Origin of the sequence: Streptomyces sp. NPDC001594, from assembly GCF_042893675.1 — a bacterium.
Classification (GTDB): Bacteria; Actinomycetota; Actinomycetes; order Streptomycetales; family Streptomycetaceae; genus Streptomyces.
The window spans coordinates 33,943-52,451 of record NZ_JBIAVB010000020.1 but is presented as its reverse complement, the minus strand read 5'-3'; the positions used below and the strand labels follow the sequence as shown (position 1 = coordinate 52,451).

Genomic DNA, 18,509 nt, shown 5'->3' with positions numbered 1-18,509 from the left:
GCGGTGCGATCTAGCGTCTGGCGGCGGCGCGATGTCAGACGTGATGTCAACAGCACTGCACCCAGAAGGAGGACGCCCCGATGTTCCGAAGAACGCTGAACTGCGCCGTGGCCCCCGCCATCGCCGCCCTGACGGTCCTGGCGGGTACCAGCTCCCCGGCCCACGCCGAGGAGATCCCCCAGGCACCCGGCCACCGCCTGGTCGCCCACTACGACGGCGCCCCCGCGACCGCCGCACCGCTGCCGGGCGGCGCCCCGGCGCAGCACCCCTTCCTCGCGCCCAACGGCCGCAGCGGCATGCACTCCGACGCGGGCGGCAGCGCCACCTCCCCCTGGTCCGGGCCGCTCGGCAGGAACCCTCAGGTCACCAGCGAGAAGATCGCCGCGCTCGGCGGGGAGTGCGCCACCGCCACCTTCGACGCGGGCGGCCGCATCGTCACCGTCTGCGGCACCTTCTCCGGCTTCAAGGCCAAACTCCTGGACCCCCGGACGCTGGCCACGCTCGCGGAGTACCAGCTCCCGCAGCGTTCCTCGACGGTCGAGGCGATCACCTCGCTCGACTTCTCGAAGATCTTCAAGGACACCTCCGGCGGCGCCTACTTCTACCTCGACAACGAGGACCGCGCGGTGCTGGCCGACTCCCGCCAGCACGTCCTGCGCCTGGCCCACTCCCAGAACCCCGACGGGAGCTGGAAGTTCACCGTCGAGAACGACTGGGACCTCACCGGACAGGTCCCGCACGACTGCGTCAGCTGGACCGACCTGTGGCCCAGCGGCACCTGCGACCCCGTCACCTCGGTCATGCCCGACTGGAACGGCCTGATCTGGTGGGTCACCCGCCAGGGCCGCGTCGGCACCGTGGACCCGCGGACCTCGCGGATCCGCTCGATCCGGCTGGAGGGCGAGGAGATCCAGAACTCCTTCTCGGTCGCCGAGGACGGCGTCTCCATCGTCTCCGACCACGCCCTCTACAGCTTCCGCGCCACCGCCGACGGCACCCCCGAGGCGCAGTGGCGCCAGACCTACGACCGCGGGACCGGGACCAAGCCCGGCTCCGTGAACCAGGGTTCGGGCACCACCCCGGACCTCTTCGGCGACGGCTACGTCGCCATCACCGACAACGCCGACGACCGGATGAACGTCCTGGTCTACCGGCGCGGCACCGACGTCCCCGCCGACCGGCGGCTGGTCTGCAAGGTACCCGTCTTCGGCTCCGGCGCCTCCACCACCGACAACTCCCTGATCACCTGGGGCAACAGCCTCGTCGTCGAGAACAACTACGGCTACGAGAACGTCACCTCGCTGCTGCTGGGCAAGTCCGTCGTCGGCGGAGCCAGCCGCATCGACGTCCGCCCCGACGGCAGCGGCTGCGACACGGTCTGGCAGAGCGCGATCCGCTCCCCGTCCGTGGTCCCCAAGCTCTCCACCGGGAACGGGCTGCTCTACTTCTACGAGAAGGAGCCCAACTCCTGGGGGATCGACGCCTGGTACCTCACGGCGGTGGACTTCCGCACCGGTGAGCGCCGCTGGCGGCAGCTGACGGGCACCGGCCCGCTGTACGACAACAACTGGGCGCCGATCACCCTCGGCCCCGACGGCACGGCCTACATCGGCGTGTTCAACGGCATCGTCGCCGTGCGCGACGGCGGCTGACCCGGCCGCCGGCCGGGCTCGCGCTCCTTCGGGTCCCGGGGGCCGGGCGCGGCCGGGGGTGCCGACCGCACCAGGTCGAGGCTGGCCTCCAGGTCGTCCAGGGCGACACGGGCCGCGGCGATCCGCTCCCGGACCTCGTCGGCCGCGTCCGCCTCCCGGTCCGCCCGCTCCCGGGCCCGGGCATCGGCCTCCTCCATCTCCCGGGCCTCGTCGAGGGAGTTGAGGACCACCCCGATCAGGACGTTGACCAGGACGAACGAGGCGAGGAGCGCGTAGGAGGCGTAGTAGAGGACGCTGAACCGGGAGATCTCCAGCCCCGCCCGGACGGCGTCGGTGAGCCCGTCGAGGGTGGTGAGCAGGAACAGGGTGAGCGCTGCCCGGCCGATCGAGCCGTAGTGCTGCGGATCGGAGTGCGCGAAGCAGACCCAGCCCACCATGGCGTACACGTACACCACCAGCGCCCCGACGAACAGGAAGCTCGCCGTGCCCGGCAGGCTGCGCCCGACGGCGAGCAGCAGGATGCGCAGGTGGGGCAGGAAGCGGGCGGTGCGCAGCACGCGGGCCAGCCGCAGCAGCCGCAGCACGGTGGTGTTCGACCGCAGGAACGGCAGGAAGGCCGAGGCCACGATCAGCAGGTCGAAGATGTTCCAGGGGTCCCGGAAGAATGCTTTCGGCCGGTCCGCGTAGGAGCCGGCGCGCAGCACCATCTCCAGCGTGAACAGGACCAGGCAGCCGTCCTCGGCCAGTTGCAGGACCCGCCCCTGGGACGCGGCCAGGCCGCTGTACGTCTCCGCCCCCATCAGCCCCGCGTTGACCAGGATCACGAGGAAGACGCCCATGCCGAAGGAGGGGGCCTCGGTGATCCGCCGGCAGTGGGCGGCGAGTCTCCTGCGGCCGGGTCCGGCGTGCGCGGTGTCGGTCATCTGTCTCCTCGTACTCGTACGGCTGCTCGTGAGCGCGGGCGCGCGCGCCGGCCCGCCCTGCTAACGCGCCACCGCCGAACGGGTTTCAGCGGGCCCGGCGACGGCACGGCCCCGCCCGGGGGCGTAAGCCCGCGGGCCGATGCCCGCGCGGAGTGCGGTGATTACTGTCGCGGCATGAACACAACAGCGCTGCCACGGGCGCCCCTCGCAACGGACACGGGAGCGTGGGCGGTGCGGACCGCCCTCCTCGACGGGGGCGCGGCCCTCCTCTACCTCCTCGTCGCCGGCCTGCTCATCGGCTCCGGCCCCCAGAACACCGGCCTGGCGGCGGCGGTCGTGCTGCTGCTCGCGGTGAGCCTGCTGGCCGGCCTGCTCCGGCGGCGGCCGCTGGTGGCGCTGGTCCTGACCGTCCTCGCCGCCACGCTCGTCGGCTTCGGGGCCATGGGGCCGCACGGCCCGGAGCGGCTGCTCGGCTACCTTCCGGCGGACCTCGTCCTCGGCCTCGTCGTGGCCGTGCGCCCGCGCTGGCAGGCGATCGCCGCCGGCGCCGCCGTCGCGGTGGTGCAGGTCCTGTCCGTCGGAGCGTTCGCGGCCGGGGGCCTCCTCGTCCCCGCGCTGCTGACCGCGGTGCTGGCCCTGGGCACCAGCTGCATGGCCGGGCTGCTGGTGCGCCAGCGGCGCGTCCACGCCCGGGAACTGCACGCCCAGGCCGTGTCGGAGGCGGTGACCGCCGAACGGCTGCGCATCGCGCGGGAGCTGCACGACATGGTGGCCCACAGCATCGGGGTCGTCGCCATCCAGGCGGGGGTGGGCCGGCGGGTCATCGACACCCGGCCGGGGGAGGCGCGCAGCGCGCTGGAGGTCATCGAGAACACCAGCCGGGAGACCCTCGCCGGTCTGCGCCGGACCCTGGTCGCCCTGCGCCGGGCCGAACCCGACGGGGGCGCGGGCCCCGCCCCGACCGGGCCCGCACCGGGACTCGCCGACCTCGACGCGCTGGCCGCCTCGCTCGCGGGCTCGGGGGTCGGGGTGGACGTCCGCCGGACCGGCGCGGCGCGCCCGCTGCCGCCGGACATCGACCTGTCCGTCTACCGGATCGTGCAGGAGGCCCTCACCAACGTCGTCCGGCACGCCGGGGGGTCCGCCCGGGCCCGGGTGACGGTGGACTTCCGGGAGGAGGAGCTGCGCGTGGAGGTGGCCGACGACGGCAGGGGCGCGGCGGTGCGCCCGGGGAAGCCCGGCTTCGGCATCACCGGCATGTACGAGCGGGTCGGCCTCCTCGGCGGCCGCTTCAGCGCCGGACCGCGCCCCGAGGGCGGGTTCCGGGTGGCGGCGGAGATCCCGCTGCCCGCCGGGGCACCGGGGGACGGGCGATGACCGGGGGTCCCGTCCGGGTCATGCTCGTCGACGACCAGCCGCTGGTCCGCTCCGGACTGCGGGTGCTCATCGGCGAGACGGCCGACCTGGAGGTGGTGGCGGAGGCGGGCACGGGCGCCCAAGCGGTCGAGGGGGCCGCCGCGCACGGTCCGGACGTGGTGGTGATGGACATCCGGATGCCCGGGATGGACGGCATCGAGGCCACCCGGCGGATCACCGCGGCGCCCGGGGCGCCCCGGGTGCTGGTCCTGACCACCTTCGACGAGGACGAGCACGTCTACGGGGCGCTGCGCGCCGGCGCGAGCGGGTTCGCGGTCAAGGACATGGCGCTGGACGACATCCTCGCGGCCGTCCGCGTGGTCGCCGCGGGGGACGCGCTGATCGCCCCGGGCGTCACCCGCCGTCTGATCGCGGACTTCGTCCGGGGTCCGCGCACGGAGCCCGGCCGGGGGGCGCGGCCGGTCGAGGGGATCACCGACCGGGAGCGGGAGGTCCTCACCCTCGTCGGGCGGGGCCGCTCGAACGGGGAGATAGCCGAGGAGCTGTTCATCTCCGTCGCCACCGCCAAGGCCCACGTGGCCCGGCTGTTCACCAAACTGGGCGCCCGCGACCGGGTCCAGCTGGTCATCACGGCGTACGAGACGGGCCTGGTCTCCCCCTCCGACCCGGGGCGCTAGGAAGCCGTCGGCGCTGGCGGCCTCGCGGGCGGCCCGCTCCACCCGGTCGTGGTGCTCCCGCCACCACGCCGTGTCGCCGTCGGGCACGCAAGATCGTTATCCATCGGATTTCCGGGTCGAGAACGGCCGGGCCGGGCCCCCTGAGGGGACCCGGCCCGGCCGTCGTGCGTGTGGGGGAGGAGGGGGTCAGGAACGCTTGTCCGCGTCCTTCTGCGCCTTCTCCGCCTGCTTCTCCTTGATGCGGACGGCCTCCTTGCGGACCTCCGCCTGCGTGGCGCGCTCCTTCTGCAGCCACTCCGGGTTGTCCTGCTTCAGGGCCTCGATCTGCTCCGTGGTGAGCGCCTCGGTGACCCCGCCGCGCGCGAGACCGGCGATGGACACGCCCAGCTTCGAGGCGACCACCGGGCGCGGGTGCGGGCCGTTGCGCCGCAGCTCCACCAGCCAGGCGGGCGGCTCGGCCTGGAGTGCGTTCAGCTCGGTGCGCGAGACCACACCCTCCTGGAACTCTGCGGGGGTGGCCTCAAGGTACACACCCAGCTTCTTCGCCGCGGTCGCGGGCTTCATCGTCTGGGTGCTCTGGTGCGACGTCATGCCTCAAGGGTATCGAGCATGTGCACGGGCTCCGACCACGACCGGTAGCCTTGCGGGGTGACAGGCTCGGATGCAACCCCTTCGTTCCGGCTCGCCTATGTCCCGGGAGTGACGCCCACCAAGTGGGTGCGGATCTGGAACGAGCGGCTGCCCGACATCCCGCTGACGCTGGTCGGCGTGACCGCCGGCGAGGCGTTCGCCGCCCTGCGCGCCGGCGAGGCCGACGCCGGGTTCGTCCGGCTGCCGGTGGACGGCGCGGACCTCAGCGCGATCCCGCTCTACACCGAGACCACCGTGGTCGTGGTCCCCAAGGACCACGTCGTGGCCGCCGTGGAGGAGGTGACGACCGAGGACCTGGCCGACGAGATCGTGCTGCACCCCCTGGACGACGTCCTGGGCTGGGAGACCCCGCCCGGGAAGCCCGCGTTCGAACGGCCCGCCACCACGGCGGACGCCGTCGAGCTGGTCGCGGCCGGCATCGGCGTGCTCGTCGTCCCGCAGTCCCTCGCCCGGCTGCACCACCGCAAGGACCTCACCTACCGGACGGTGACGGACGCCCCCGCCTCGCGGGTCGCGCTGTCCTGGCCGGAGGAGAAGACCACCGACATGGTCGAGGACTTCATCGGGATCGTCCGGGGCCGCACGGTCAACAGCTCGCGCGGCCGCCAGGGCGCACAGCCGCAGCCCCAGCAGGACCGCAAGGCCGCGACGGCGAAGAAGACCGGGGCCAAGCCGCGCACGCCCGGCAAGCCGGCGGCGAGGTCCGGGGGCAAGCCGAACGCCCGCGGCGCCGCCACCCCCAAGCGAGGCAAGCCCCGCCGCGGCCGCTAAGCCCCGGTCAGGGCAGGTCAGGGGTGGTCGCGGTTGGTCAGGGGCGGTCCGGGCCGTCCTGGTGCGGGGCCGGGTCGCGGAGGGTGACCAGCCGGTAGGAGGGGGTCCGCTTCGGCCGGCGTTCGCCCGCGCGCAGTCCCCGGGCCTGCTGGACGGCCGCGTCCACCAGCGCGGCCACCAGGGGGTTCGCCCGGCGCAGCCGCAGCAGCTGGTCCGAGCGCAGACCGATGATCGCCGCGGCCGTGCCCGCGTGCGCGCCCCGGGCCACCGACTGCAGGAACAGGCGCAGGCCCAGCCCGCTGGTCCGCCCCCGGCCCGGAACCCGGTGCGCCGCAGCCAGCGCGGTCGCCGCGGCCAGCGCGGCCTCGAAGGCGGGGTCCTGGGCCCGCCACCCGGCGAGCAGGGCCTCCGGGATCCCGGCGGCCGCCGCGCAGCCCGCCGGCCCCAGGCCCATGGCAGCCGCGTGCACGGCGCGGGCCCGGCGGACGCCGTTCTCGGCCTGCAGATCGGGGTCCGGGTCGAGTACGGCGGCAAGGGCCCGGTCGACGTCCTCGGCGGCGGCCAGGCCGGCCACCAGCTCCCGGGCCCACTCCCGGCGGCGCTCCGGTTCGTCCTGTGCCCGCTCGTCCACGGTCCGTGTGCCTCCCGCCCGCATCCTCCGGGTCCTCCGGGGGTCCCCCGATCCCATTGTGCGACCGCGGCGCACCCCTCGCGGAAACGTCTCAGCAGGTGGCCGCGCCACCGGCCCGGCCCGCGGCTCCCGGGGCCGCCGGCGCGGGGCGGGGGCGGCCGGTCCTCGCGTTGCGCCCGCGGGAGCGGACGGGCAGGGTCGGTGGGGCGGCTCCCTCCCAGGAAGGTCGGACCATGCCCATCGCCACCGTCAACCCCACGACAGGCCGGACCCTGCGCACCTTCGACGCGCTCGACGCCGACGGCATCGAGCGCTGCCTGGACGAAGCCGCGCGCACGGCCGTCAGCTACCGGCGCACCACCTTCGCCGAGCGCTCCGCGCTGCTGAACCGCGCGGCGGACCTCCTTGAGGCCGAGGGCGAGGACATCGCCCGCACCATGACCATCGAGATGGGCAAGCCGCTGGCCGCCGCCCGCGCGGAGGCGGCCAAGTGCGTCAAGGCCATGCGCTGGTACGCCGCCCACGCCGAGGGCCTCCTCGCGGACGAGCACCCCGCCGACTCCGACGTCCGCGACGCGGGCGCCTCGGCCGTGCGGGTGCGCTACCGGCCCCTCGGGGTGGTCCTCGCCGTCATGCCGTGGAACTTCCCGCTCTGGCAGGTCGTGCGGTTCGCGGCGCCCGCGCTCATGGCCGGGAACGTGGGCCTGCTGAAGCACTCCTCCAACGTCCCCCAGACGGCCCTCTACCTGGGCGACCTCTTCGAGCGGGCCGGCTTCCCGCGGGGCTGCTTCCAGACCCTGCTGATCGGCTCGGGCCCGGTCGAGGGCATCCTGCGCGACCCCCGGGTGGCCGCCGCCACCCTGACCGGCAGCGAGCCGGCCGGCCGGGCGGTGGCCTCGGTCGCCGGGGACGAGGTGAAGAAGACCGTCCTGGAGCTCGGCGGCAGCGACCCGTACATCGTGATGCCTTCCGCCGACGTCGCCCGCGCCGCGAAGACCGCCGTCACCGCGCGGGTGCAGAACAACGGCCAGTCCTGCATCGCCGCCAAGCGGTTCATCGTCCACACCGACGTCTACGAGGAGTTCGCCCGCCTCTTCACCGAGGGCATGGCGGCCCTGACCGTCGGCGACCCGATGCGGGAGTCCACCGACGTCGGCCCGCTGGCCACCGAGAGCGGCCGCGCCGACGTGGAGGAACTGGTCGACGACGCCGTCCGGCAGGGGGCCACGGTCCTGTGCGGCGGCCGGCGCCCGTCCGGACACCCCGACGGCTGGTTCTACGAGCCCACCGTGCTGGCCGACGTCACGCCGGCGATGCGGATCGACCTGGAGGAGACCTTCGGGCCGGTCGCCACCCTGTACCGGGTGGGCAGCCTCGACGAGGCCGTGGAGCGGGCCAACCACACGCCGTTCGGGTTGAGTTCGAACGTCTGGACCCGGGACGACGCCGACCTGGACCGCTTCGTCCGCGAGCTGGAGGCCGGCGGGATCTTCGTCAACGGGATGACGGCCTCCCACCCCGCCCTGCCCTTCGGCGGCGTCAAGCGCTCGGGCTACGGGCGGGAGCTGTCCGGGCACGGCATCCGCGAGTTCTGCAACATCACCACCGTCTGGCAGGCGGCGGACCCCGCCTGAGCGTCAGGCGTCCATGAGGCCCTCGACATGGTCGGTGATCACGTCGAGGATCTCGGCGGCACCCTTCTCGTCGCCGAGGACCAGCAGGCCGAGGGTCAGCCCGTCCGTCATCGCGGCCAGGTAGCCGGCCAGTACGCCGACCGGGACCCGGGGCACGGCACCGGTGTCGCGGCCCAGCTGCCGGATGAGCTCGGCGTACGTGTCGCGGTACAGCGCGTACTGGCGGCGCGCCAGGTGCTCGAACCCCGGCCGGCGCAGGGCGTACTGGGTGAGCTCGTAGGTCAGCATGTGCTCGCCGGGCTGGGCGCACACGTGGTCCCAGTACGCCTGGAAGCCCGCCCGGATCGTCTCGCGCAGGGTGGGCTTCGGGCGGATGGCCTCCCGGACCACGGTGAGGGAGTGGGCGGTGATCGCCTCGATGACGGCTTCGAGCAGGGCCTGCTTGGAGTCGAAGCAGTAGTGGAAGACGCTGAGCGACACCCCGGCCTCGGCGGCGATCGACCGGGTCGTGGTGCGGGCGACGCCGTCGCGGGTCATCGCGCGGATCGCAGCCTCGGTCAGCTGGGTCCGCCGCTCCGCCGACGGCATCCGGGCCATGGCACCCCTCTCGTTGACGAGGCCGGAGCGGGGGCCGGCCGGTCCGGCCGGCCCCCGCCGCCTCAGCTGCTGAAGACGCCCACCTCGTGCAGGGAGTAGCCCCACTGGGTGGCGCGCCGGACCCCCTGGATCCTGAGGTAGCGGGCCGTCACCCCGTCGAAGCGGGCGGTGTCCAGGCCGCCGTCGCCGTCGGTCGTCGACCAGACCGTCTGCCAGTTCGAGCCGTCCGTGGACGTCTCGATCCGGTACGCCTTGCCGTACGCCTGCTCCCAGTCGAGGGTGACCCGGCCGACGCGGTGCGCGGAGCCGAGGTCGACGCGCAGCCACTGGTCGTCGTTCCACTCGCTGGCCCAGCGGGTGCCGGAGTCGCCGTCCACGGCCCGGGCGGGGGAGTAGTCCACGAAGGGGTTCCACCACTGCGAGGTGGACGCGGAGGCGGACGCGCCGGTGGCGAGGTTGACGCTGCCCTGGTGCTTCTCGGAGGCGCCCCAGGTGGTGAGGTAGGACTCGGCGCCCTTGAACAGGTCGTCCACCACGTCCTGGCCGCCGACCAGCCGGATGTCCTCGATCCAGTCGGGGACCAGCCCGTAGTGGGCGGCCCCGTCGGTGTTGAGGTCCCAGGTACGCTGCCCGGCGGTCTGCCGGTCGATGACCGAGCCGCCGTCGGTGCTGCGGAAGGGGTACTTCACCGGGTTGGGGGTGTTCGCGCCGCGCGGGCCGGGCCAGCCGCCGACGCCGTTCATGTCGGTGCCGTAGCCGTAGCCGACGTGGTACTTCTCGCGGAGCGCGTCCGTGCGCTTGGCCTCCGCGCTGAAGCCCTCCGAGCCGTTCATGTACTGGGCGGCGAAACCGCCCAGCTTGTAGAGGCGTTCGGTCCAGCCGAGGTCCATCCAGCTGTGCGAGGAGATCACGCCGGGGTAGGACTCGGACTCCAGTATGTCGAAGGCCCGGCCCGCGGCCTTGACGCTCATGTGGTCGACCTCGAGCATCATCTTCCGCTTCATCATGCCGCGCACGGCGTACTCGCCGAGCGCGGTGAGTCCGCGGGTGTTGCACTGGGCGCCGGCGGCGTACGAGGGCACCGTCACGCCCGCCGGGAGCTCCTTCTGCGCGCCCGGAGCGGGCGCGAGGCCGATCGGGTTGTCCTTCTGCGGGCCCGTGCACTGCTCGGTCTGCCAGAAGGTTCCGGTCGACAGGAACTGGCCGACGTTGATCGCCGTGCCGAGGGCGCCCTCGTCGAAGCGCACCCCGCACAGGGCGTTGTCGAACTTGTGGCACAGGAACATGCTGCGCACGCCCAGCCTGTACAGCTCGTCCAGGCCGCGGTCGATGTCCTCCTTGGAGCACTGCGCGACGTCGAGGACCTGCTTGCAGCCGAAGGGCTCGGAGGTCTCCACGCCCATCACGACGGCCAGCTTGCCCTGCTTGATCACCTCGCGGGCCTGGTCGGAGCTGGTGACGATCCGGAACCAGCCCTTTCCGGGGCCGCCGTACATCTTGTCGACGAACGCCTGCATGTCGTAGGTCTTCTGGGCCTCAAGGCGGATGGCGGTCATCTCGTCGCAGCCGCGGTCCTTGAAGAAGTAGACCGAGCAGATGACCCCGTTGGTGACGAGGTCGTTGACGAGGACCCGCTGGCCGCCGCGCCAGGCCCGCTCGACCCAGGCGTAGTAGTTCTGCTGGTGGGTCAGCGAGTCGTGGGCGGGCCAGTCCTTGAAGGTGGGCCAGCCGACCGGGTCGTGCTTGCCGTCGCCGCCCTTGGTGATGAAGTCGAACACGGCGAGGGTGCCGTCGGGGTAGTGCTCGGGGCAGTCCTTGAGGGCGTCGGCGACGCCCAGTTCGGAGAAGGGCTTGCCGCAGATGAGCCGGCCGCCGAAGCCCTCGTTGGACATCAGGTGGTCGTGGGCGTCGACGAAGCCGCGGACCTTGCCGTCGGCGTCGGTCCCCTTGAAGGGTTCACCGGTCACGTCGACGCCGGAGTCCGGCTGCGGCCGGGCGGTCGGGTTCCACCAGCCCGGGTCGGCCGCGGAGTCGGCGGCGGAGCTGGGGGAGGGGGCGAGCGCCATGGCGATCACGGCGAGGAGGAGCGAGAGCAGTGCGAAGGGACGCCCGCGGCGGCGGCGCGGGCGCGGCGGAGGGTGAGGGGTCAAGGTGATCACTCATGCCTTCGGTCGGCGGAGAGCGCGGTCGGACCGAGGCATGGTTTGTCATGCCCGGCACAATGGTGGGCATGAGAATCGCTACTGGCGCGTAAGGAGTCAAGAGTCCGGGACGCTTGACCTGATGGGGCGTCGGGTGTGTCAGTTGATCGGTTCGTCGGCGTGCGAGCCGCCGATGCACTTCCACTGGCCGGCTACCGAGTCGTACTGCACCGCGCCGCCGCTTTGCACGCATGTGTCCCCGTCGACCCGGGGCGCGGCCGTGGTCTGCGCGACGGGGCCCACGATCCCGAGGGCGGCCACTATCGCGGCCGTGGCGAATCCGAGAAGTCGCGTACGCATGGGAAGTACCTCCTGACGCGAGCTATGGGTCACGCTCAGCATCCCGCGCCCCGTGTCGCGTCGCATGCCGTGGCGCTCGGGGGGCGTTCACCTGGCTGCGGCGGCAGACTGGTGTCATGGCGAACGCACCCGCGGTCGTCGTGGGGCGACCGGATGGTTCTGGATTGCGGAAGGTCACGGTCGACGGAAAGCTCGTGGGCCAGGCATGTTCCGCCGGGGACCTGCAGAAAATTCTGCGTCATGCCGGTGTGGCGTTTGAGGGCATCCAATGGATCGGCGGCGACTGTACCGTCTGGCCGGGATGCAACTGGCGAAGACGAACCGTCGGCATCCTGATGGCGGCAGGACTCCTGGCTACGGCGTGGGAACTCGTCCTGATCGGCAGGGTGGACTCCTTCCATGCGCTGACCTACGCCGGACGTATCACGGGGATGATCTTCCTCGGAGCCGCGGTGGCGGTGATTGCCGCTGCGGCGGCGACCTTCGACTACTGGCGTAAGCGCAGGAAGGGTTACTCCGGGATGGTCGTCTTCATCGGGGTCCTGATCGCCCTGATGGTCAACGTGCTGCTGCTTCTCATGCACATGAGCTCCCGGGGGTACACGCCCTATCTGAGGATCCGGGTCGTGCTCGTGGCCTGGTGTATATGGGCTCTGTGGATCCTTTTCCGGAGCCGGCCGTGGAAGGGGATCCGGTACCCCGTGCGCATCGTGGCCGGAGCGGTTGTCCCCGTCCTCCTGGCTGTTGCCAACATGGCGTATACGCTGATCTATCTCCCCTCCGTCACATATCCGCTGGTGCAGGCATCCGCCCAACTCGGGACGGCGTCATGGGACGGCCGGCGGAACAAGATGGTCATGACGGTTCGCCTGCACGTGGTGAACTCGGGCCAGATCCCCGTCTATGTACTCGGCTCCATCTACTGGATCAACGGCATGACCCCGGTCAACGCCGGGCCCGGGCAGCCTCAGGCGACGTTCCGGCTGATCGACAGTGGCGAGTTCATCCAGCCCCCGGGAATGTCGCTGAGCCCGGGCCAGGAATTTTCGGAGGACGAGTACGTCGAGATCCCGCAGCCTGACAGATTCAAGTCCGTCGAGGCCAAGGTCGAGCTGTATATGGTCAGAAAGGACAAGACGACCATCAATCCCAGTTATGAACTCTCCAAGGCCGGGCGTGGAACCCTCAAGAAGCTGGGAAAGTCGGAAGACCCCCCGGGTCCGCCGGCCTACTACTTCAGGTATCAGGCCGACCTTTCGAACAGCAACGAGCTTCTCAACGAGACCCGGGGGCGGCCGCGGGTGACCCTGTGGTGGGTGTATCAGGATAAATACCCGTACCTGGCCGTGGCTGTGACAGCGCCCGGCGAGAAGCCGCCATTCCATGTCGAAAAGCTTGTCGCGAGCGACAAGGCCAATGAGCGGTACGGGCTGGAGAAAGTGAAAGGGTCGATGACGCAGAAGACCTACGCGCAGCTCCTGAAGGAGGCCGAGGACAAGAGTCCTGCCGGCGGTGCGGAGCCCAAGCCGACCGATTCGGGCCGTTCCGGCTGACGCGGTGCGGCGCTGGCGTGGCCGGAATGCGGCGGGCTTTCCCGGGGGTGCTCCTAAAGTCGCCGCATGAGCGAATCGAATGACAGCAGGGAATCCGGGGCGCGCTCCCGGCGCGGGGTGCTGAAGGCGGCCGCCGTCGCCGGGGTCGGGGCCGTGGCCGCCGTCGGGGGCGGCGGAGCGGTCGCGCGGGCCGACGAGCGGCGGTGTATGGCGCCCGTGTTCGTGCTCGTGCACGGGGCGTGGGGCAATTCCTACGGGTGGGCGCCCGTCCTCGCCGAGCTGGCCCTGCGCGGGCACCGGGCGGTCGCCGTCGACCTGCCGGGGCACGGGCCCGGCGCCCACTGCCCGCTCTCCTACCAGGCCCCGCAGGACCCGGCGGCCCTGCGCGGCGAGCCCTCGCCCCTGGGCAAGGTGACGCTGGACGACTTCGCCGAGCACGTCGTGGGCGTCGTCCGGCGGGCGGCCCGCCTCGGCGCCGTGGTGCTGGTCGGCCGGAGCATGGGCGGGGTGACCCTGAACGCGGTCGCCAACCGGGTCCCCGAGCTGCTCTCCCACCTGGTGTACGCCTCCGCGTTCTGTCCCACCGGGCACGCCTCCGCCGCGCGGCTGATGGCCGCCCCCGAGGCCTCCACCAGCGCCCTGTCACGGCTGGAGGCGGTCCGGACCCCGCCCGGACTCGGCGTCCACCGGTTCAACTGGCGCTCCGCCGACCCCGCCTTCTTCGCGGCGGCCAAGGAGGCGTTCGCCGCCGACCGGCCCGACGACGCGGTACGGGCGCTGCTCGCCACCCTGGAGCCCGACGAGTCGGCGGCGATCGCGACCGCCGACGCCCGGGGGCTCCGGGAGACGTGGGGGAGGGTGCCGCGCACGTTCCTGCGGTTCACCGAGGACCGCGCGCTCCCGCTCCCGCTCCAGGACCTGATGATCCGCGAGGCGGACGCGGCGACCCCGGGCAACCGCTTCCGCGTCCGCTCGCTGGCCGCCCCGCACGCCGGCCCCCGGGACGCGGCCGTGTGGGCGGACGAGCTGGAGCTGGCGGCCGGGGCCTGCCGCTGACGAGTGCCGCGCGGTCGGCTGCCGCCTATCGTCGGAGGTATGAGCGAGACCGTCGTGGTGTACGAGTACGGCCGGCCCGGCGCGGCGCACCCCGCCGGGGAGCCCGCGCCCGGGGACGTGCTGCGGGTGCACGCGGCGCCCACCGCCCCGGGCCGGCACGACGTGCGGGGACCCAGGACCCTCTGCGGCAAGGACACCTTCGCCATGGAGACGGCCTCCTGGCGGCCCTCCGAGCACCCCGGCTCGTCCTGGTACCCCGAGGCGTACGCGGACCGGGTCTGCCCCGCCTGCGCGGACGCCGCCGACGGGGGATGAGGGGGGACGGTCAGCGGCCGGGGGCCATGTCGTAGGTGACCCACATGGTGCGGGTGGCGACCTGGTCGTACTTGGACCGGGCCCGGTGGTTGTCGTCGGCGGTGATCCACCGCACGACGCTCCAGCCGCGCTCCGCCGCGAGCCCGCGCAGCGCACCGAGCAGCAGGTCGGCGGCGCCGCAGCCGCGGTGTTCGGGGGCCACGAACAGGTCGTCCAGGAAGCAGCCGGTCGTCGCGGACAGCGGGCGGGCGAACGGGCGGTAGTGCGCGAGGCCCAACAGTCGGCCGTCGGCGTCCTCGGCGACCAGGGCGTCCGTCTCGTGCGCGGGGTCGTTGATCCAGGCCCACACCGTCGCGGCGGCCTCCTCGGTCTGCTCCACCCCGTAGAAGTCGGCGTAGCCCCGGTAGAGGGCGCGCCACTGGCTGAAGTCAGCGGGCTGGGCGGCGCGGACCAAGATGTCGGACATGTGCGGTGTCTCCTGTGTCTCCCGGGGTGGGTGTACGGGGAACCGATCCTGCCGGAGCGCCCCGGCCCGGGATGCGCCGCGGTGTCCAAAGCCGGGCGTGCTTCGCTACGCCGTGGACAGGGGTGGACACGGCGGAGCCCGGTCCGGCGCGGCGCCGGACCGGGCCCCTGGGGGTGCCGCGGGGTCGGTCAGCTCACCTGGAGGGTGACGTCGTCGACCACGAAGGAGGTCTGGAGGGACTGGTCCTCCACACCCTGGAATCCGAGGGTGACGGTCTGCCCGGCGAACTGGGAGACGTCGTAGCTCTTGAGCACGTAGCCGGAGCCCGCGTCCACGTTGGACAGGGTCTCCAGGGTCTGGCCGCCCACCGAGACGGTGAACGTGTCGTAGACGGTGGGCTCGGTCTCGTCGGTGTCGATGTGCAGGTAGAAGGCGAGGCGGGCCGAGGAGCAGCCGGCCGGGAGGGTCAGCGACTGGGAGGCGCTGTCGGTGCGCGGGGAACCCCAGCCGTTCAGCCACGCCATGTAGGCGCCGGCGTGCGGGGTCTCCCCGGCCTGGTTGGTGATGACCCCGGAGGTGGTGCTCCAGGGGCTCGCGCCGTTCTCGAAGCCGCCGTTGGCGACGACCTGGGCCGGGGTGCAGCTGCCGCCGCCCCCGCTGACGGTCAGGGTGTAGGTGGTGCTGTGGGTGGCGGTTCCGGTACCGGTCACGGTCAGGGTGTACGTGCCGGGGGCGGTGCCCGCGGCGACCTGGACGGTGAGGGTGGCGGACTGGCCGGACTGCACGGAGGCCGGGCTGACGGCGGCGGTGACGCCGGCCGGGGCGCCCGAGACCGTCAGGGCGACGTTCTGGGGGCTGCCGCTGACGGTGGTGGTGTTCACCGTCGAGGTGGCGCTGCCGCCCGGGGCGGCGGTGCCGGCGGCGGGGGAGGTGGCGAGGGAGAAGTCGGCGGCGGGGGTGCCGCTGCCGACGGCCTGCTTCCAGATGGCGTAGGCGACCCCGTCGGCGCTGCGGTCCAGGACCGTGGCGCTGATGTTGCTCGGGGTGTCGCAGGCGCTGTGGTAGCAGGAGTCGTACGCCGCGTTCGCGGTCCCGCCCCACTTGGAGGCCTGCGCCGAGGTCTTGCGGGCGCTGGCGCCGGCCGCGTAGCCGGAGGTGGGGATGCCGGCCTGCTGGAAGGAGTAGTCGTCACTGCGGCCCTGGCCCTCGGTGTTCTCCTCGGGGGCGAGGTTCAGTGAGGTCCAGTACGCCTTCAGGGGCGCGGCCGTGGTGGAGTTCAGGTTGTTGATGAAGTAGCCGCCGTTGGGCGAGCCGACCATGTCGAAGTTGTAGTAGCCCTTGATGGCGGAGCGCTGGGCGCTGCTCAGCTGGTTCACGTAGAACTTCGAGCCGTTGAGGCCCTGTTCCTCGTCGGTCCACCAGGCGAAGCGGACGTGCTTGGTCATGGTGGGGTTCTTCTGGGCCAGGACCAGGGCGTTCTCCAGCAGGGTGGCCGAGCCTGAGCCGTTGTCGTTGATGCCCGGGCCGGCGGAGACGCTGTCGAGGTGGGCGCCGAACATCACGGTCTGGTCGTCGGGGCCGCCCGGCCAGTCGGCGATCAGGTTGTTCGAGGGGTAGGTGCAGGAGGTGCAGGACTGCTCGGTGACGTTGTAGCCGGCGGCCTGGAGCTTGCCCTTGATGTAGGCGAGGGACTGGGTGTGGCCGCCGCTGCCGGCGCGGCGGTTGCCGCCGTTCTGCGAGGCGATGGTGCCCAGCTGGTTCAGGTGGGCCTGGACGTTGGCCGCGCCGATGTCCGGCGGGGTGGTGGGGTCGGGCTGGCCGCCGCCGACGGTCAGGGCGTAGTCGGCGGTGTGGGCGAGGGTGGCGCCCTGGCCCTTGACGGTGACCGTGGACGGCCCGGGGGCCGTGGTGGAGCTCGCGGTCAGGGTCAGGGTGGAGGACTGGCCGGACTGCACGGTGGCCGGGTTGAAGGAGGCGGTGACCCCGGCAGGCAGGCCGCTCGCGGAGAGGGTGACCTGCTGGGCCTGGCCGGTGGTGGTGCTGGTGGCGACGGTGGTGGTCACCGAGGCGCCCTGCTGCACGCTGCCCGAGGCCGGGTTGAGGGTGAGCGAGAAGTCACCCTGTCCGCTGGGGGAGCAGGTGGGGTCGCCGGACTGGGCGGGCACGCTGATGGCGTCCCAGGCGGCCTTGGTCTTGTTGAACAGGTCGCAGCTGCTGTCCAGGGACTTGGCGGAACTCAGCGTCGCCGTCCGGTACTTCTTGTACGACATGCTGCTGGTCTTGAGCAGCATGCCGCCGTAGAAGATCTTGCCGGCGTTCTGGACGCCCACGCCGGTCACCGTGGACTGGTTGCAGGTGCTGCTGCTCGGCTTGCCGCCGCCGGGGTTGCTGCCCTCGGCGAGCAGGTAGAACCAGTGGTTCAGCGGTCCCGCGGCCGCGTGCACCTCGGTGCTCGGTATAGAGGAGCTGTAGCAGGAGGGGTCGTTGTTGACGGCCGAGGGGTTGTACATGTTGCGGATCGGGCCCCGGCCCTGGAGGTTGATCATCTCGCCGACGGTGTAGTCGGGAGTGTCGTACGGGGCGGGCTCGTTGGCGTAGGCCTCGGTCAGGGCGCCGAAGATGTCGCCGGTGCCCTCGCCGAGCCCGGACTCCTGGCCGCTGGTGCCGCCGGGGGTGTTGGTGTCGATGGCGTGCCCGTACTCGTGGCCCACCACGTCGATGCCGGCGATCCACTCGTTGGCGCTGTTGTGGCCGATGGTGACGGAGCTGCCGTCCCAGTACGCGTTGAGGTCGTTCAGCCCGACCTTGCCGGGGAAGCTGCGCCCGTTGCCGTCCACGCCGCTGCGGCCGAGCCACTGGCGGAGCATGTCCCACTGCTTCTGCGCGGCGAACATCAGGTCCGTGCACCCGGTCTCCTTGGAGGTCGGGTTGCCGGTGCCCCAGGAGTCCGAGGACTTCGAGAAGACCGTGCCGGTGCTGTAGTCCTGGCAGCTCAGACCCGGGCGGTTCGGGTCGCGCAGGGAGTACGTGCCGCCGGAGGCGGTGGTGTCGATCGTCAGGGGGTTCGGACCGTTCCACTTGCTGTTGCCGGTGCCCGCGACGACCTCGTCCCAGCGGTCGACGACCTTGCCGGTCCGGGCGTCCACGTAGACGTGCATCCGGCTGGGGGCCGTCTTCGTCGAGCCGGTCAGGACCGTCTCCCAGGCCAGCACCGGCTTGTCGTCCTTGAGCCGGACGACCAGGCGGCTGCTCTCGACCTTGTCGACCTTCGCCAGCTCGGCCCGCGAGGAGGACTCGGCCGCCTTGGCGGTGACGGTCGGGGTGACCGACACGTCGATCACGGTCGAGGAGGCCGACTGGAGGGCGCGGACCTTGCCCTCGCCGTCCGCGAGGACGACCGCGTCGCCGCCGACGACCGGCAGGCCGCGGTAGCTGCGCTCGTACGCGACGGAGAACAGGTCCTGCACCCAGGGGGTGACCAGGCGGCGGTCGTACTGCTGCTGCGGCTGGTTGACCAGGCTGTCCAGGCCGCTGCGGACGGCCGCGTCCGCGGCGGCCACCGCCCGGTCGGCCCGGGAGGGCCGGGGTGGTACGGGATCCGGTTGCTGCGCGGCCGACGCGGTGCCGGCCAGAGCGCCGGCGAGGCTCGCGGTCAGCGCGAAGGCCGCCACGGACGCCGTCCATCTGGTGGGCTGCACGAGTCCA

16 protein-coding genes are annotated in these 18,509 nt (G+C 72.5%); 8 read left to right on the top strand and 8 right to left on the bottom strand.

All coding sequences use genetic code 11. From position 1 onward, the window contains the following. Positions 1-80: 80 nt before the first annotated feature. Positions 81-1,652, top strand: a complete 1,572-nt coding sequence (locus ACFY0O_RS32010; RefSeq protein WP_388953203.1) for a hypothetical protein — start codon at positions 81-83, stop codon at positions 1,650-1,652. Here ACFY0O_RS32010 and ACFY0O_RS32005 read toward each other — a convergent pair. Beyond that, the gene (locus ACFY0O_RS32005; protein ID WP_388953200.1) at positions 1,604-2,575 is read right to left on the bottom strand and encodes an ion transporter; all 972 of its coding nucleotides are present in this window, start codon (positions 2,573-2,575) and stop codon (positions 1,604-1,606) included. The two genes, ACFY0O_RS32010 and ACFY0O_RS32005, sit on opposite strands and share 49 nt — an antisense overlap. Positions 2,576-2,749: 174 nt before the next feature. Here ACFY0O_RS32005 and ACFY0O_RS32000 point away from each other — a divergent pair, with 174 nt between their 5' ends. Both ACFY0O_RS32000 and ACFY0O_RS31995 read left to right on the top strand, forming a co-directional pair. Beyond that, positions 2,750-3,952: a sensor histidine kinase gene (locus ACFY0O_RS32000; RefSeq protein ID WP_388953197.1), complete on the top strand. Its 1,203-nt coding sequence runs from the start codon at positions 2,750-2,752 to the stop codon at positions 3,950-3,952. Beyond that, positions 3,949-4,629: a response regulator gene (locus ACFY0O_RS31995; protein WP_388953195.1), complete on the top strand. Its 681-nt coding sequence runs from the start codon at positions 3,949-3,951 to the stop codon at positions 4,627-4,629. Before ACFY0O_RS32000 ends, ACFY0O_RS31995 begins: the two co-directional genes overlap by 4 nt. Positions 4,630-4,815: 186 nt before the next feature. Here the strand turns inward: ACFY0O_RS31995 and ACFY0O_RS31990 are convergent, their stop codons facing one another. Continuing rightward, on the bottom strand, positions 4,816-5,220 hold the full coding sequence (locus ACFY0O_RS31990) for a DUF5997 family protein (protein ID WP_388953192.1): 405 nt from the start codon (positions 5,218-5,220) through the stop codon (positions 4,816-4,818). A gap of 57 nt (positions 5,221-5,277) precedes the next feature. Between ACFY0O_RS31990 and ACFY0O_RS31985 the strand changes: the two genes are divergently transcribed. Then, a complete protein-coding gene (locus tag ACFY0O_RS31985; protein ID WP_388953190.1) occupies positions 5,278-6,051 on the top strand; it encodes a LysR substrate-binding domain-containing protein in 774 nt (257 codons plus the stop codon). Positions 6,052-6,088: 37 nt separating this feature from the next. Here the strand turns inward: ACFY0O_RS31985 and ACFY0O_RS31980 are convergent, their stop codons facing one another. After that, positions 6,089-6,682, bottom strand: coding sequence for a hypothetical protein (locus tag ACFY0O_RS31980; protein ID WP_388953188.1), 594 nt, complete (start codon positions 6,680-6,682; stop codon positions 6,089-6,091). 233 nt (positions 6,683-6,915) lie between these two features. On the opposite strand from ACFY0O_RS31980, the gene ACFY0O_RS31975 reads away from it, so the two are divergent. Continuing rightward, a complete protein-coding gene (locus ACFY0O_RS31975; RefSeq protein ID WP_388953185.1) occupies positions 6,916-8,316 on the top strand; it encodes an NADP-dependent succinic semialdehyde dehydrogenase in 1,401 nt (466 codons plus the stop codon). A gap of 3 nt (positions 8,317-8,319) precedes the next feature. Here the strand turns inward: ACFY0O_RS31975 and ACFY0O_RS31970 are convergent, their stop codons facing one another. The 3 genes from ACFY0O_RS31970 to ACFY0O_RS31960 all read right to left on the bottom strand — a co-directional run bounded on the left by ACFY0O_RS31970 (position 8,320) and on the right by ACFY0O_RS31960 (position 11,414). Beyond that, positions 8,320-8,913, bottom strand: a complete 594-nt coding sequence (locus ACFY0O_RS31970) for a TetR/AcrR family transcriptional regulator (protein WP_388953184.1) — start codon at positions 8,911-8,913, stop codon at positions 8,320-8,322. Between the two features lie 62 nt (positions 8,914-8,975). After that, the gene (locus tag ACFY0O_RS31965; protein WP_388953415.1) at positions 8,976-10,979 is read right to left on the bottom strand and encodes a discoidin domain-containing protein; all 2,004 of its coding nucleotides are present in this window, start codon (positions 10,977-10,979) and stop codon (positions 8,976-8,978) included. A gap of 234 nt (positions 10,980-11,213) precedes the next feature. Continuing rightward, the gene (locus ACFY0O_RS31960; RefSeq protein WP_388953182.1) at positions 11,214-11,414 is read right to left on the bottom strand and encodes a hypothetical protein; all 201 of its coding nucleotides are present in this window, start codon (positions 11,412-11,414) and stop codon (positions 11,214-11,216) included. A gap of 116 nt (positions 11,415-11,530) precedes the next feature. Here ACFY0O_RS31960 and ACFY0O_RS31955 point away from each other — a divergent pair, with 116 nt between their 5' ends. The 3 genes from ACFY0O_RS31955 (at position 11,531) to ACFY0O_RS31945 (ending at position 14,338) form a co-directional block, all read left to right on the top strand. After that, entirely contained in the window at positions 11,531-12,967 is a 1,437-nt protein-coding gene (locus ACFY0O_RS31955; RefSeq protein ID WP_388953180.1) for a hypothetical protein, read from the top strand. A gap of 66 nt (positions 12,968-13,033) precedes the next feature. Then, positions 13,034-14,023 (top strand): alpha/beta fold hydrolase, encoded by a 990-nt coding sequence (locus tag ACFY0O_RS31950; protein WP_388953178.1) that lies wholly within the window; start codon positions 13,034-13,036, stop codon positions 14,021-14,023. Positions 14,024-14,062: 39 nt separating this feature from the next. Next, the gene (locus ACFY0O_RS31945; protein WP_388953177.1) at positions 14,063-14,338 is read left to right on the top strand and encodes a hypothetical protein; all 276 of its coding nucleotides are present in this window, start codon (positions 14,063-14,065) and stop codon (positions 14,336-14,338) included. A 10-nt stretch (positions 14,339-14,348) separates the two neighbouring features. On the opposite strand, the gene ACFY0O_RS31940 is transcribed toward ACFY0O_RS31945, so the two are convergent. Further along, positions 14,349-14,804: a GNAT family N-acetyltransferase gene (locus ACFY0O_RS31940; protein ID WP_388953175.1), complete on the bottom strand. Its 456-nt coding sequence runs from the start codon at positions 14,802-14,804 to the stop codon at positions 14,349-14,351. 188 nt (positions 14,805-14,992) lie between these two features. Further along, positions 14,993-18,502 (bottom strand): M28 family peptidase, encoded by a 3,510-nt coding sequence (locus ACFY0O_RS31935; RefSeq protein ID WP_388953172.1) that lies wholly within the window; start codon positions 18,500-18,502, stop codon positions 14,993-14,995. Positions 18,503-18,509 lie beyond the last annotated feature (7 nt).